This window comes from Rhizorhapis sp. SPR117 (assembly GCF_021742065.1).
Genome location: NZ_JAKKIE010000002.1, coordinates 104,610 through 118,253 on the forward strand (window position 1 = coordinate 104,610; position 13,644 = coordinate 118,253).

Below are 13,644 nucleotides of genomic sequence, written 5' to 3' on the forward strand. Positions count from 1 at the left end.
TTAAATTCCGGGACTCAATTCATCCCTTCCCCGAGCGAAAAAGCTGAAAATCCGGTCTGTTCAGCCGAGACATAAAAATTAACGCGCAATATCAGGAAGCAACAAGCTGGCATCGCCATAACTGTAGAATCGATATCCTTCCGAGATAGCATGGGCATAGGCCGCCTGCATCCGCTCTGCCCCCATCAGGGCACTCACCAGCATGAACAAGGTCGATCGGGGCAAGTGGAAGTTGGTTATCAGACCGTCAATCGCGCGAAATCTGTAGCCGGGCGTAATGAAAATACGTGTGTCGCCCTCAAATGGGCATAGCGTTCCATCTTCCCGTACAGCGCTTTCCAGAAGGCGCAGACTGGTTGTCCCAACCGGAATGATCCGCCCGCCATTCGCCCGAACAATATTCAATCGCGCCGCCACTGTGGCGTCGATACGTCCCCATTCGGCGTGCATCTGATGGTCGTTCGTATCGTCCGCCTTGACCGGCAGGAAAGTCCCCGCGCCAACATGGAGGGTCAAGGTTTCGATGATCGTACCTGCGGCTTGCAGCCGCTTGATCAGGTCCGGGGTAAAATGCAGTGCCGCAGTAGGCGCCGCCACGGCACCCTGTTCCCGCGCGAACATGGTCTGGTAATCCTCACGGTCCTGCGCATCGGTTTGGCGCTTGCTGGCAATGTAGGGCGGCAATGGCATGGTCCCTACCCGTTCCAGCAGGATTTCGACCGGCTCGTCTCCCTCGAAATCCAGTGTCACTCCCCCATCCTGGGTCCGATCACCAGCTAGCGCGCTGACACCCTCGCCGAAGTCGATCCGATCGCCCGCGCGCACTCTTTTTGCGTTGCGTATGAAGGCCTGCCATTGTCGGAGCCCGGTTCGCTTGTGCAATGTCGCGCCAATGCGTGCGTCACCCCGCCTGCCTTCAAGCTGGGCTGGAATGACTTTCGTGTCGTTGAAGATCAGACAATCGCCCGGACGAATCAGGTCCGGCAGATCGTGGACGTGCCGGTCGCACATGCTATCGGATGCGACCACGAGCATGCGGGCGCTGTCACGCGGCCGGACCGGACGCAATGCAATATTGCCCGATGGCAGGTCAAAATCGAACAGATCGACACGCAATTTCCCGCTCGTTTCCTATTTTCCGATCGGAGCGTTCAGATCATCCACCGAAATATCCTTGGCCGGAGATGCTCCTGAAGCAGCAGGGATTTGGGTTGGCGGCGCCTTGCCATCGGCTTCGATCGACGCTTGCAGGATACGGGTGGGATTTGCCGGCGGTTCGCCGCGAGCAATCGCATCGGCATATTCCATGCCGCCAATCACACGACCAAGAGCGGTATATTTCCGGTCGAGCGAAAAGCGCGGCATCAGCATGATGAAAAACTGGCTGTTGGCGCTATCATCTGATGAGGCGCGTGCCATCGACACTGTACCACGCAAGTGCGGATAGGCGTTGAATTCGGCTTTCAAATCGGGAAGCTCCGAACCGCCCTGCCCAGTGCCTGTCGGATCGCCGGTCTGCGCCATGAAGCCTTCGATCACGCGATGAAAAATAACGCCATCATAGAAACCCTGACGCGCCAGAGTTTTGATTCGCTCGACATGATTGGGGGCAATATCCGGACGCAACTGAATACGGACGCGTCCACCATTGGACAGATCCAGATCCAGCACATTTTCTGGCTCGACGGGCACAGTGGCTGCCGGAGTTGGCATATGGGCCGGCGCCGTCGGCTCCTGCGCAATCGCTCCCGACGCCGCAAACAGGATCGGCAGGCAGAACATAAGGGCTTTGATCGGCATGATTAAGCTATTCTCCAAAGAAAACGGATGCTGCAACAGCAGACGACTAAGCAATCGCAAATGAACGGATCATGACCCTTTGCGGCCGATAATCTTGACCCGTTCGACCATCTCATTGCTGACGGTAGGCGTCACAAATTTGCGAATGTCGCCGCCAAACAAGGCGATTTCCTTCACAAGACGCGAAGCAATCGGCTGCAGTGATACATCGGCCATCAGGAACACCGTTTCGATCCGGCTGTTCAATTGCTGGTTCATACCGGCCATCTGATATTCATATTCAAAATCGGCCACTGCGCGCAGGCCCCGGATGATAACGCCTGCCCCCTCCCGTTCGGCAAAATCCATCAGCAGCGAGTTGAAGGCAACGACACGGATTTCCGAATCGATTCCAGTGCATTCCCGCCGCACCATCTCCATCCGTTCCTCGACCGTGAACATCGGGGATTTGGACGGGTTATTGGTGACACCAATGACCAGCCGGTCGACCAACTTGGCACCGCGCCTGATGATGTCCATATGGCCCAGCGTGATGGGGTCGAATGTTCCGGGATACACACCCACGCGTAATTTTGGCTCTGTCATTCAGCGATCCCTCCCAATCACATAGTCCGCTATGGACCGCAGCAAATTTGCCTCCGCGCCATAAATGTGCAGATGATCCTTGGCCTGTTGGATCAGCATTTTCGCCTGTTCACGCGCCCGCTGGACACCCAGTAATGATACAAAGGTTTCCTTGCCCGCTCGCGCGTCCTTGTGCAACGCTTTACCGGCACGCAGCTCATCGCCCTCAACATCCAACAGGTCATCGGCGATCTGGAAAGCAAGACCTATGTCGCGCGCATAGCCGCGCAGGCCCGTGCGGCTTTCAGGCGGGACATGCGCCATAATCGCCCCTGCCTCCAGGCAAAAGGAAATAAGCGCACCGGTTTTTAGCTGCTGAAGCCGCGTTACAGTGGCAAGGTCAAGACTCGCCGCTTCAGCCTCCAGGTCCATCATCTGCCCGCCAGCCATCCCGGACGGCCCCGCCGCCCGCGCCAGCTCCACCATCAATTCGGCACGCACGAACGGATCGCGATGCGTTTGCTCGCTGCCCAGCACTTCGAAAGCCAGCGCATGCAGTGAATCCCCAGCCAGGACCGCAGTCGCCTCGTCAAATTGCCGGTGCACGGTTGGCTTGCCGCGGCGTATATCATCGTCATCCATGCAGGGCAGATCGTCGTGGATCAGCGAATAGACATGGATGCACTCGATCGCCACACCCACGCGTAATGCCGCCGCCGGATCGATGTTGAACAGGTCGCATGTCGCCTGCACCAATAACGGGCGAAGTCGCTTGCCTCCTCCGATTACGGCGTGGCGCATCGCTTCGAAAAGCCGCGCACGGGAATCGTCCGGGATGGCAAGCAAATGGCTGAACTGCGCATCAATGTCCCGTGAAACGCGTTCAATGGCCGGTTGCAGGCTGATGCCTCCGTCCTCTGGCTCACCGCCACCCAATGCTAATCCGCTCCAAACGATTCTGCTCCGGTGACAGTGCCGTCGCTGCCAAGTGTGATCTTGTCGATCCGTGCCTGGGCATCGGCCAGCCGCTTCTGACACTGGGTACGCAGCCGATCGCCTTCGGCATAAAGCGTGATCGACCGGTCAAGCGGCACATCGCCGCTTTCCAGTTGCTGGACAATCGACTCGAGCCGTTTCAGAGCGTCCTCGAAGGACAGGGATGAAAAATCCGTTTCTTCCGCCATGCCTCTGCAATGACGGGGCAGCCGCCCGGGGTCAAGAGCATGCAAACCACCACTGCCGTGATCATGCGCTTTTTTATTAAATGCCATGAATTAACCATCATACGTAACAATGTTTCGGACTTCGGAAATTTGATGGCTTTTTCAGATAAATTTTTCTTGCCTGTGGTAAAAAAACCATTGACTGTCGTGGGTGCAGTCGCAAAGAGGGAGGGGTTATGAAACCCTATATCCTTTTCCCTTTCGCCGCCGCGGCTATCATGTCTCTTTCGGCTTGCGGCCAGTCTCAACCTGAAGTCGTCGACAATAAGGCGCCAGATCCTATCGCGGAGCAAGCCGCCATGGCTGCGCCTGTGCAGTTGCCGCCGGCCGTCAAGGATAGCCGCACCTACCGCTGCAAGGATAACTCCCTCATCTATGTCGATTTCCTTGCCGATGACAAATCCGCCAACTTGCGTATGGAAAAGACGGGCACCCCTACTGCGCTGAAAGCTGAAGTCGCAGGTGAACCATATAAATTCGATGGTTATGAGCTGGTCGGTCACGGCGCCTCTGTTACCGCGACCATCCCTGGCAAGGGAACGCAGGCCTGCAAGGCGTAACTTTCATTTCCACAACAGATTGCAAAGGGCTGGAAGTCAAAACTTCCGGCCCTTTTTATTTCTGCTCGATCGTGGCGGGCTGGTCGCCAACGCCAAAATTCAGCTACTCACACAGCGAAATAGCGATAGCATATTCTCCCTTGTCCGGGTCATAATCCAGGTGCGAACGGAGTTGGCGGGAAAGTCCCGTAAGAATACGCCCAAAGCGCTGATCCAGATATTGCGTCATTTGTTCCGATGGCTTGAGCGCGCTCGATTGCACGCGCAAAATGGCGCGAGGCCTACTATCTCCCTGCCGAACGGATTCGCCCACCCGGACGGAGATGCGGATGGCCGCGCGCGCGTCCACCAATAGCGCCATCTCAGCCAACTCGGTGATGAGGAACGCAATTGGCACGGCAACGTCCTGACTCACAAACAGGTGATCACTGTTCACCTGAATCGCCATATTGGGGGCGTCATCCGGCATGCTGCTGCCCAGCGCCACCGACAATTCGCTTACCAGCGAGCGGATACCGACACCGCGATGTTCCTCCAGTTCGGCATAATGGTTGCGATGGACGACCGAGAGCGCGTCTACACGCCGCTGAATCGAGGCATAGGCATCGGCGGCCTCCTGTGTCGGGGCGGCCCGGCTGTGCAGATTGATGAGACTGGCTATGATCTGAAGGTTGTTTTTGACCCGGTGATGGACTTCGCGCGTCAGGCGCGTTTGCCGGTCCAGGCTTGCGGCCAGTTCGCTCTCGTGATCCGCAACAGTCTGGGTAATGGCGCGAAACGTATTGCCAAGATCACGAATTTCCTGTGCCGGTGTCGGCATTTTACGGAGCGGTTCGAGCACTTCGCCAGGCTGATAGTCGGATACCAGGCGACGAAGTTGGATAAGCGGAAAGATAAGCAGTCGGTTGACCACGAACCAACCAATACCGGCTGCCGCGACCCACATCAGCAACGGCAGAAATACCGACAGACTGCGTGCGATATTGACGGGCGGGTCCCTGACCGTGAGCAGCAGGTCGATACCAGCGTTCCCGACCGGCGTACGCACCCGGTTGAAATCCCCGGATGCCCGCGGTCGCAATGTACTGCCGACTACCAGCTGGGCACCTCCCTTAATCAGGGCGATTTGATGGTTTTGCAACGCAGTGGCGGGGCCAGTGATTCGTTCAAGGTGCGACACATTATAGATAGCGATGGCAACCAGTTGGCCATCACCGCTTAATGTCCGCACGATCAGCCGCTTTTGCTTGGGAAGAATATCGGCCGGGTCTGCGCCAAACGGATTATTACCCGGTAGATTCAACACCAGATTCGGATCGGAAGCGCAAAGCGGTGCATCCGACTGGCGATCATGGATGATAAAATCGACGCGCGCATCATCGCGCTTGCGTAAAATTTCATCTGCTCGTGCGCAAATGCCGGTGTTTTGGCGATTGGCGGCCAAGGCATTGACGACCACACGCAGCGCTGCGCCATTAGCTGCAATTTCCGCGACCAGATTGCGCGCGCTTTCGTTAGCCGCAACGTTGAGCAAGGCCGCTTTTTCCAGGTCTGCCGTGCGGCTGGCCTGCAAAGAGGCGAAAAGTGCGATCAGACCAAGCGGCAACAGCGCAAGAGTCAGGATGAGGAACATCTTGACGCCCGTGGACAGGCGCGTTTCCGATGTCATGGCCATCGGGGCGCAGCCTGGATCTGGCGTCGCCACATCCACTCCCCTGTTCAGCTTAGCTTGTTCAGCAGATCCAGCATTTCAGCAGGAATATCCTCATTGACCGTCTGCTGATAAACTGATCGCAGCGCTCCCCCAACAGTGCTGTCGTCGAGCGCAGGTCGTTTACCCGACGCGACATTTCCATCAACACCGCCGGGACCGGCGGACGCCTTTGTTTCCGGGCGTTTGCCGACGCCCGTATCGCCTTGGCCATTGCCACTCACGTCTGCAACCTGCTTCGACCCTCGGTTAACAGAAACCAATTCAAATCCCTTTTCCCCTGGTGCGATCCGATGGATTACAACCTTATACTACATGCATTGTGATTTTGTTAACCTTGCAGATAACGGGACCATGGCGCAAATTCAAATTTCCAAATCGCTTGTGAAACATTTCCCGGTTTCATTTGTTCCCCTTTGATCGGGTTTTTTCCATAGAGCATCATGGGGTATACGACTGCGTTTCTTTCGGGCCGGAAATTTCGGCAGGTGGCCAAGGCAGGGATTGCAAACATGTTCGTCCCGTACCACTTTGATTGCCATGGCAAAGCCCTGTTCCAAACTGGAGTTTGATTTGACTATGTCGCTAGGCCAGCAATTACAGCCCCACCTGCCCTTTCTGCGCCGCTATGGCCGCGCCCTCACCGGTAGTCAGGTGCATGGCGACGCCTATGTGCGGGCGACATTGGAGGCAATCGTGGCTGCACCCGAACAGTTTCCGCAGGATGTTGACCCGCGCCTTGGCCTGTATCGCATGTTCCATGTCATCTGGGGATCGACAAATATGGGCGATGCGGCGCCGGTGGCAAACGACGATAGCGATGATATCGCTGCTCAGGAACAGGTAGCGCAGGCGCGCCTTGCCCGGATCACGCCGCGATCACGCCAGGCCCTGTTGTTGACGGCGATGGAAGGGTTCACCCACGAAGATGCCGCCTATCTGATTGGCGTGCCGGATGAAGATGTGAGCCTGCTGGTGCGCGATGCGCTGCATGAAATCGAAAAACAAACGCACGCACGGGTCCTGATCATCGAGGATGAACCGATTATCGCCATGGATCTGGAAACCATCGTCCGCGATCTGGGCCATGATGTGACCGCTGTTGCCGTAACCAGGGACGAAGCATTGCGGGAAGCGCGGACGGAACGACCGGGCCTGGTGCTTGCCGACATCCAACTGGCCGATGACAGCAGCGGCATCGACGCGGTAAAGGATATATTGGCGGAATTCGCGGTGCCGGTCATTTTCATCACCGCATTTCCCGAACGCCTGCTGACTGGCGAACGGCCGGAGCCGACCTTTCTGATAACCAAGCCGTTTCAGAGATCTACGGTCAAGGCCGCGATCGCTCAGGCATTGTTCTTTGACGAGGCGACCGCGCCTGCGTGATGAACCTGTCCCATGGATCTGTAGCGCCGTGTCGCCATTGCCGGTAAAAAAATGGAAATCTGTGCAATCCGATGAATTCATCGTACAAGGAAAGCGTACTGGCGTCCGTGTTGTTTTGGATGAAGGAAGGGGCACAGCCGAATGACGGATGAGCACACCCCTGCCGCACGTGCGGATATACCCGAAATCGCCGACAATCCGAACGATCGGACCAGCTTGTCCGACGACGAGTTCAAAAAACAGCTTGCCGATGTCATTCCCCACTTGCGTGCCTTTGGCCGTTCGCTTTCGGGCAACCGGGATCTGGCCGATGATCTGGTTCAGGAAACGCTGCTCAAAGCATGGGCGGCGCGCGATCGGTTTCAAGCGGGCACGAATATGCGGGCCTGGACCTTCATCATTTTGCGTAACTACTACCTGTCGCAAATGCGCCGGTCGCGTTTTCGCGGCGAATGGGATGAACTGACCGCCGACCGCCTGCTCGCGGCCCCTGCCGGACAGGATAAACAGGTGGAACTGTCGGATATGCATCGCGCCTTGATGGAATTGCCCCAGTCGCAGCGGGAAGCGCTGATCCTGGTAGGGGCAGGCGGTTTCGCCTACGAAGAAGCCGCCGATATTTGCCGCGTTGCAGTCGGCACGATCAAGAGTCGCGTCGCCCGCGGTCGTGCGGCCCTTGAACAGATATTGTCCGATGGCGCCATCCCGTCGCGCCGCACTCAGGAAACCAGTCAGAATGGTCCGCTTGAAGACATCATGCATGAAGTCGATCGGATGAGCCAGGAGCGATGACGTTTTGCCGGACGGTCCCGGTGGATCTCGTCCGTCCGCTACCGCCCAAAGCCGACAATCCCCCTGCCCTTGCCCAATTCACTCTAGGCGAACGCACTCACCTCCGCTAAGGGCGTGCCCATGTCAGAGCCCGCACCCCCCATTACTCCGCAGGTCGTTGCCGACCATGGTCTCAGCCAAGAAGAATATACCCGCACTTTGGCGGCGTTGGGCCGTGAGCCAAACCTGACGGAACTGGGTATCTTTTCCGTCATGTGGTCGGAACATTGCAGTTATAAAAGCTCGCGTATTCACCTGAAGAAGTTGCCCACTACCGGCCCTCAAGTCATCTGCGGTCCTGGCGAAAATGCTGGCGTGGTTGACATCGGCGATGGACAAGCCGCCATCTTCAAGATGGAAAGCCATAATCACCCAAGTTACATCGAACCCTATCAGGGTGCGGCAACGGGTGTCGGCGGCATATTGCGTGACGTCTTCACCATGGGCGCGCGGCCCGTTGCCAACATGAACGCACTGCGCTTCGGTCGCCCTGACCACCCGAAAATGCGTCATCTCATTTCCGGGGTGGTGCGCGGTATCGGCGGCTATGGCAATTGCGTAGGGGTGCCGACGGTGGGCGGTGAAGTCAATTTTCATCCCGCTTATGACGGCAATATCCTGGTCAACGCCATGACAGTGGGCGTCGCGGAAACCAACAAGATCTTCTATTCGGCGGCCAGTGGCATCGGCAATTCCATCGTCTATGTCGGGTCGAAGACCGGGCGCGACGGCATTCATGGGGCGACCATGGCCAGCGCCGACTTTGGCGAAGATTCAGAGGAAAAGCGCCCCACTGTTCAGGTTGGCGACCCCTTCACCGAAAAATTGCTGATCGAAGCATGTCTTGAACTGATGGCATCCGATGCAATTGTCGCCATTCAGGACATGGGCGCGGCGGGCCTCACGTCATCCAGCGTCGAAATGGCAAGCAAGGGCGGCGTCGGTCTGTTGCTGAACATGGATGCCGTACCCCAGCGCGAAACCGGCATGACCGCCTATGAAATGATGCTATCGGAAAGCCAGGAACGCATGTTGATGGTGCTGAAGCCCGGTCGCGAGGCGGAGGCGGAAGCGATCTTCCACAAATGGGAACTCGATTTCGCGATCATTGGCGAGGTCACAGACACCGGCCGCATGGTCCTTGTCCATCATGGGGAGACGGTGTGCGATATCCCGCTCGGCCCGCTGGCGGACGACGCACCCGTTTATGACCGTCCGCACGTACCCACGCCCAAGCGCGCGGAATTGACCGACATCCCGGCAAGTAGCGACCTTGCCGCCGATCTCGTCGTGCTGATGGGCAGCCCGGACATTGCCTCGCGCCGCTGGATCTGGGAACAATATGACAACAAGGTCGGCGGCGACACGGTGCAGGCCCCCGGCGGCGATGCAGCCGTTGTGCGCGTCCATGGCACGCAAAAAGGGCTGGCGATCACCACCGACTGCAACCCGCGTTATTGCTTTGCCGATCCATTCGAAGGCGGCAAACAGGCGGTTGCCGAGGCCTATCGTAACCTGTCGGCAGTCGGCGCAACCCCGCTCGCGGTCACCAACTGCCTCAATTTCGCCAATCCGCAGCGCCCGGAAATCATGGGCCAGTTCGTCGGTTGCCTCGACGGTATGAGTGAAGCATGCCGCGCGCTCGACTTTCCCATCGTGTCCGGCAACGTGTCGCTTTATAATGAAAGCAAGGCAACCGGCGGCGGCAGCGCGATCCTGCCTACACCCGCCATCGGCGCGATCGGCCTGCTTGCGGACTGGACCAAGACGGCGACCGTCGCCTTCAAGGCGGCGGGCGAAGCGATCTTCGTCATCGGCCAGAACAATGGTCATCTGGGTCAGTCAAGCTGGCTGCGCGTCATCCATGGCCGCGAAGATGGCCCGCCCCCTCCGGTCGATCTGGCGAAGGAACGTGCCCATGCAGAATTCGTCCGCAAACTGATCGATCAGGGGCTGGCAAGCGCGGTTCATGATATCTCGGATGGCGGTCTGTTGGTCGCGGTTGCGGAAATGGCGCTGGCCGGAAATATTGGCGCGACGCTGGAAGAAATCGGGGATCACTTCACCGCTTTTGGTGAGGATCAGGCCCGTTATGTCGTCACCAGCCGCAATGCCGAAGCCATTCAGGCCGCTGGCATCCCGATGACCCGCATCGGCACGACCGGGGGCGACACATTGCAAATCCACGGCAAGCAGATCACCCTTGCCGACCTCCGCACCGCCCATGAAGGTTTCTTCCCGGCATTGATGGACGTCTGACATTGAATTCGGGTGCAATGCCCGTCCACCGGACCCGCCGGTTATTTCGCTTCTGACTGCGTATAGTCGATTCGTATCCGTACCCAGGCGCCGACAACCTTGTGCCCGCCGATTCGGGGCGGCAGGACAAGGAACTGCCACGCTGCTTCACGCACGGCTCGCCCCAGCCCGGAACCGAGCGGCGATTCGCCCAATATGCGGCAATTATCGACATGAAAGCGCTCCACCGTCTGGCACGCGATCAGCCCCCAGCCTGTTCGTGGGGCGTCTGCGGGCATATAAAAGGCCAGTTCCGCATCGGTTGGCCTGCGATACCATTCGGCTTCATACAAACGCACGCCGCCGGGGCCTTCGCCCGGGCCATAGGCGGAACTGCTACTATCGCTGGCGTCAGCGCTCCCCTCATCACGGTGCGAAGTGAGTTTGGATATGTCGGATGCGGCAAAATCCTTTTGGCTGAGAAGCAAAATCGGCAGCGAAGGTACGGGAGGCGCCATCGGCGGCTTGGGCTCAGCCGGTGGTGGCGAAGACGCTCGTGGCCGTTCTTTCTCCTTGTCGCGCTTTACCTTGTCAGCTGTATGAGATTCGGGGAGCAGTTCGAACGTGGCGGGCATGGGGTCCGATTCCGGCAAGCGAAATGGAGAAGGCGCTTGCTGCAACAATATGACGATAATCAGGACATGTATGGCCAGCGCCAGCAAAAAGACCATTGTGCGGCGGCGACGGGACGTGTGGTACATATCCGACCGAGACCGGTAATAAGTTGAATACATTGATCCACTGTCCAGGCGGCGCAGCCACACGCCGCGATCTAAGCTTCTTGGGTGCGGGACATAGTTGAAATCCTCGACCTGTTCAAATCCGGCTTACCCGTACAAAGCCGACATGGTAGGTCGCCCGCGCACCACCATCTTCAAACGCCCGGATCACCCGACGCAGCGCCGCAGCCGATACCGGCGCGCGTCCTTCCACAGGAACGGTTGCGCCAATCGCTTTAAGATGTGTCAGGAACGCCCTGCCGCTGCCGAACTCCACAATATAATCCTCGTCAAAGGCAGCGCCATCAGGATAGCCATCGAGCATCGCACGTAGCGCCATCAGGGACGGATATTCCGGTGTTCCCGACACAAGGCCACATACATCATGCGCCGCCCGCCATTCGCCAAAACTGCGCTCCGCCATAGTGGAAAAAATAAGGCTTCCCCCCGGCCGCAATAGCGCGAAGAGCCGCTCTAACGCGCCTGACAGATCGTCGAACCATTGAAAGGCGAGGCTGGAAACGATCAGATCGAACCACTGACCTTCAAAACAGGGCCATTGTCCATCCATTGTGAAAAATGTCCCCGAAAGACGCGGATCGCGCGAGGCTCGTTCCACCATTTCGGGTGCAAGATCAGTCACGGTCAAATCGGCTTGGGGCCATTGCGCATGAATATGACGCGTCAGGAAGCCCGTGCCGCAGCCGACTTCCAATATACGCGGATTATCGGGCAAGCGTCGCTGCGCCGCCAGCATTGCAACCGTTTCAGCCACAATACGCTGCACGTCGGCGCTATCCTCATAGCCTTCCGCTGCAGCCCCAAAGGCCTGCCTGATTCTATCCGTCCGTTTGTCCGTCATCACTGCATCCATGGAACAGATCACACAGGTTTTCCAGACATGAGATGGCGGATGTTCTGGTGGCGTTTTACTATTGCGACCTATTATCATTAACGCTATAGTCCGAATCAGGAGAACGAAATGGTTGTATGTGTGTGCAATGCGATTCGGGAAAAAGACCTGCGAAATGCTGTTCGTGAGGGCGCCCACGATCCGTGTAGCGCCTATGCCCGTTTCGGCCGCCGCCTCAAATGCGGCCAATGCATGCCTTTTGCCAAAAGCATCATCGCCGCCGAACGTGCCACTGCATAGCGCTATTCTTCAAAAAAGGTCCGTTATCTTGGGCTTTCGGCTTAACTTCCGGTAAAATATGCCTATACTGCCTCCTTGCATAGCAGTGGAGCAGACTCATGAAGGGCGACGAAAAAGTCATCGAATATCTGAATACCGCCCTCAAAAATGAACTGACGGCGATCAACCAGTATTTTCTTCATTATAAAATGCTCGAAAATTGGGGCGTAAAGAAGCTCGCCAAGTTCGAATATGATGAATCCATCGACGAGATGAAGCATGCGGATTTGCTGGCCGAACGAATATTGTTCCTGGACGGGCTACCCAATTTTCAACTTCTCGGCCGTTTGAAAATTGGCGAAAGTGTCGAAGAAATATTGCAGGCCGATCTCGAACTTGAAAACGAAGCACTCCCCCTGCTCCGCGACGCCATCGCCTATTGCGAGAGTAGCCGTGACTTTATCAGCCGCGACCTGTTCGCCCATATCCTGGAAAATGAGGAAGAGCATGTCGACACGCTGGAAACGCAGTTCGCCATGATCGAGCGCATGGGTATTGAAAATTACATTCAGCTCAATTCAAAAGCGGAAGAAGGCTGAATATCCAGGATTGCGGGCACGAATGCAGCCCAATCAAGAATTTGAAAGAGTTGGTTTCAACCCGGTTTTTTTAAAGCCGTCCGAAACCTTGCGTAACAGGATCGCCAGCCTTGCGACCAAATGTGGGCCGTCGGTGAGCCAACGGATTGGCTTCTCTTTCCAGGAGCTGCAAGGTTTCCTCAAATACAGGTCGTAGCGCCACCACCTGTTCTATCAATTCTTCAGGCGATTCATGATATTCGACGCAGCGACGGGCAACCGTTTCGATTTCTTCGGCGATCAGAGACAGGCGTTCTGCACCGAACTGTCGCGACTCACCCTTCAAAGTGTGAGCGGGGAGGACAAGCGCGGCGGCATTGCGCGATCGCATGGCCTCTTCAATGGCGGTGACGGATTTTACGCCATCTTCCCGGAAATATCCCAGAATGCGGACAAATCCCGCCCCCAACTCGCGCCGAGTCTGGGCGAAATCGGTCCAGTTCACAAGGGTACTCTCCAAGTGGGCCACCAGCCTCACTCCTTATCCAAATCCACGGTTCCCACACCAACACTCTTATAGGGAAAGGAGTAAACAGAGTGTGTATATGGACATCAAATGCCTAATCCATTGGCATTATTTTCGGATGCGAAAGGCTTGCCCCTCGTTGGTCAGATCTTCAACCAGGTGCCAACTATTTTCCCGCGCCAGGCTGCGCAATTCACCTGGAGCGGCAGGATCGTCAGCAAAAATCAGGATTTCAGCATGTTCACGAAGCATGCGCGCAGCCCGCAAGGCCGGCCAAGGACAACGCATGCCCCGTGCATCGATCTGCACCATC

At 57.1% G+C, this 13,644-nt stretch carries 18 protein-coding genes; 7 read left to right on the plus strand and 11 right to left on the minus strand.

Features of this window, described 5'->3' with window-relative positions; translation table 11 throughout:
- Positions 1-78: 78 nt before the first annotated feature.
- The 5 genes from queA to L3X40_RS01415 all read right to left on the minus strand — a co-directional run bounded on the left by queA (position 79) and on the right by L3X40_RS01415 (position 3,548).
- Positions 79-1,116: a tRNA preQ1(34) S-adenosylmethionine ribosyltransferase-isomerase QueA gene (queA, locus tag L3X40_RS01395; RefSeq protein WP_237364029.1), complete on the minus strand. Its 1,038-nt coding sequence runs from the start codon at positions 1,114-1,116 to the stop codon at positions 79-81.
- Positions 1,117-1,131: 15 nt separating this feature from the next.
- Positions 1,132-1,800, minus strand: a complete 669-nt coding sequence (locus L3X40_RS01400) for a peptidylprolyl isomerase (protein WP_237364030.1) — start codon at positions 1,798-1,800, stop codon at positions 1,132-1,134.
- Between the two features lie 69 nt (positions 1,801-1,869).
- On the minus strand, positions 1,870-2,385 hold the full coding sequence (coaD, locus tag L3X40_RS01405; RefSeq protein WP_237364032.1) for a pantetheine-phosphate adenylyltransferase: 516 nt from the start codon (positions 2,383-2,385) through the stop codon (positions 1,870-1,872).
- Positions 2,386-3,300, minus strand: coding sequence for a polyprenyl synthetase family protein (locus L3X40_RS01410; RefSeq protein ID WP_237364034.1), 915 nt, complete (start codon positions 3,298-3,300; stop codon positions 2,386-2,388).
- A gap of 2 nt (positions 3,301-3,302) precedes the next feature.
- Positions 3,303-3,548: an exodeoxyribonuclease VII small subunit gene (locus L3X40_RS01415; RefSeq protein WP_237364035.1), complete on the minus strand. Its 246-nt coding sequence runs from the start codon at positions 3,546-3,548 to the stop codon at positions 3,303-3,305.
- A 39-nt stretch (positions 3,549-3,587) separates the two neighbouring features.
- Between L3X40_RS01415 and L3X40_RS01420 the strand changes: the two genes are divergently transcribed.
- A complete protein-coding gene (locus L3X40_RS01420) occupies positions 3,588-3,767 on the plus strand; it encodes a hypothetical protein (protein ID WP_237364037.1) in 180 nt (59 codons plus the stop codon).
- Positions 3,764-4,147 (plus strand): hypothetical protein, encoded by a 384-nt coding sequence (locus L3X40_RS01425; protein ID WP_237364039.1) that lies wholly within the window; start codon positions 3,764-3,766, stop codon positions 4,145-4,147. The genes L3X40_RS01420 and L3X40_RS01425 overlap by 4 nt, the downstream gene beginning before the upstream one ends.
- 103 nt (positions 4,148-4,250) lie before the next feature.
- Here the strand turns inward: L3X40_RS01425 and L3X40_RS01430 are convergent, their stop codons facing one another.
- The gene (locus tag L3X40_RS01430) at positions 4,251-5,822 is read right to left on the minus strand and encodes a sensor histidine kinase (protein ID WP_237364041.1); all 1,572 of its coding nucleotides are present in this window, start codon (positions 5,820-5,822) and stop codon (positions 4,251-4,253) included.
- A 44-nt stretch (positions 5,823-5,866) separates the two neighbouring features.
- Positions 5,867-6,082 (minus strand): NepR family anti-sigma factor, encoded by a 216-nt coding sequence (locus L3X40_RS01435; protein ID WP_237364043.1) that lies wholly within the window; start codon positions 6,080-6,082, stop codon positions 5,867-5,869.
- 355 nt (positions 6,083-6,437) lie between these two features.
- On the opposite strand from L3X40_RS01435, the gene L3X40_RS01440 reads away from it, so the two are divergent.
- The 3 genes from L3X40_RS01440 (at position 6,438) to purL (ending at position 10,337) form a co-directional block, all read left to right on the plus strand.
- Positions 6,438-7,247, plus strand: a complete 810-nt coding sequence (locus tag L3X40_RS01440; RefSeq protein ID WP_237364155.1) for a response regulator — start codon at positions 6,438-6,440, stop codon at positions 7,245-7,247.
- 141 nt (positions 7,248-7,388) lie between these two features.
- Positions 7,389-8,039 (plus strand): sigma-70 family RNA polymerase sigma factor, encoded by a 651-nt coding sequence (locus L3X40_RS01445; RefSeq protein ID WP_237364044.1) that lies wholly within the window; start codon positions 7,389-7,391, stop codon positions 8,037-8,039.
- A gap of 120 nt (positions 8,040-8,159) precedes the next feature.
- Positions 8,160-10,337, plus strand: coding sequence for a phosphoribosylformylglycinamidine synthase subunit PurL (gene purL / locus L3X40_RS01450; protein WP_237364046.1), 2,178 nt, complete (start codon positions 8,160-8,162; stop codon positions 10,335-10,337).
- Between the two features lie 41 nt (positions 10,338-10,378).
- Here purL and L3X40_RS01455 read toward each other — a convergent pair whose 3' ends face one another.
- Entirely contained in the window at positions 10,379-10,951 is a 573-nt protein-coding gene (locus L3X40_RS01455; RefSeq protein WP_237364048.1) for a hypothetical protein, read from the minus strand.
- A 241-nt stretch (positions 10,952-11,192) separates the two neighbouring features.
- On the minus strand, positions 11,193-11,957 hold the full coding sequence (locus tag L3X40_RS01460; protein ID WP_237364050.1) for a methyltransferase domain-containing protein: 765 nt from the start codon (positions 11,955-11,957) through the stop codon (positions 11,193-11,195).
- A gap of 120 nt (positions 11,958-12,077) precedes the next feature.
- Between L3X40_RS01460 and L3X40_RS01465 the strand changes: the two genes are divergently transcribed.
- Together L3X40_RS01465 and bfr are read left to right on the plus strand one after the other, a co-directional pair.
- Positions 12,078-12,248 (plus strand): (2Fe-2S)-binding protein, encoded by a 171-nt coding sequence (locus L3X40_RS01465; RefSeq protein ID WP_237364052.1) that lies wholly within the window; start codon positions 12,078-12,080, stop codon positions 12,246-12,248.
- A 98-nt stretch (positions 12,249-12,346) separates the two neighbouring features.
- Positions 12,347-12,826, plus strand: coding sequence for a bacterioferritin (bfr, locus tag L3X40_RS01470; protein ID WP_237364053.1), 480 nt, complete (start codon positions 12,347-12,349; stop codon positions 12,824-12,826).
- Between the two features lie 70 nt (positions 12,827-12,896).
- On the opposite strand, the gene L3X40_RS01475 is transcribed toward bfr, so the two are convergent.
- Entirely contained in the window at positions 12,897-13,334 is a 438-nt protein-coding gene (locus L3X40_RS01475; RefSeq protein ID WP_237364054.1) for an Hpt domain-containing protein, read from the minus strand.
- A gap of 105 nt (positions 13,335-13,439) precedes the next feature.
- Positions 13,440-13,643, minus strand: a complete 204-nt coding sequence (locus L3X40_RS01480; protein ID WP_237364056.1) for a sulfurtransferase TusA family protein — start codon at positions 13,641-13,643, stop codon at positions 13,440-13,442.
- Position 13,644 lies beyond the last annotated feature (1 nt).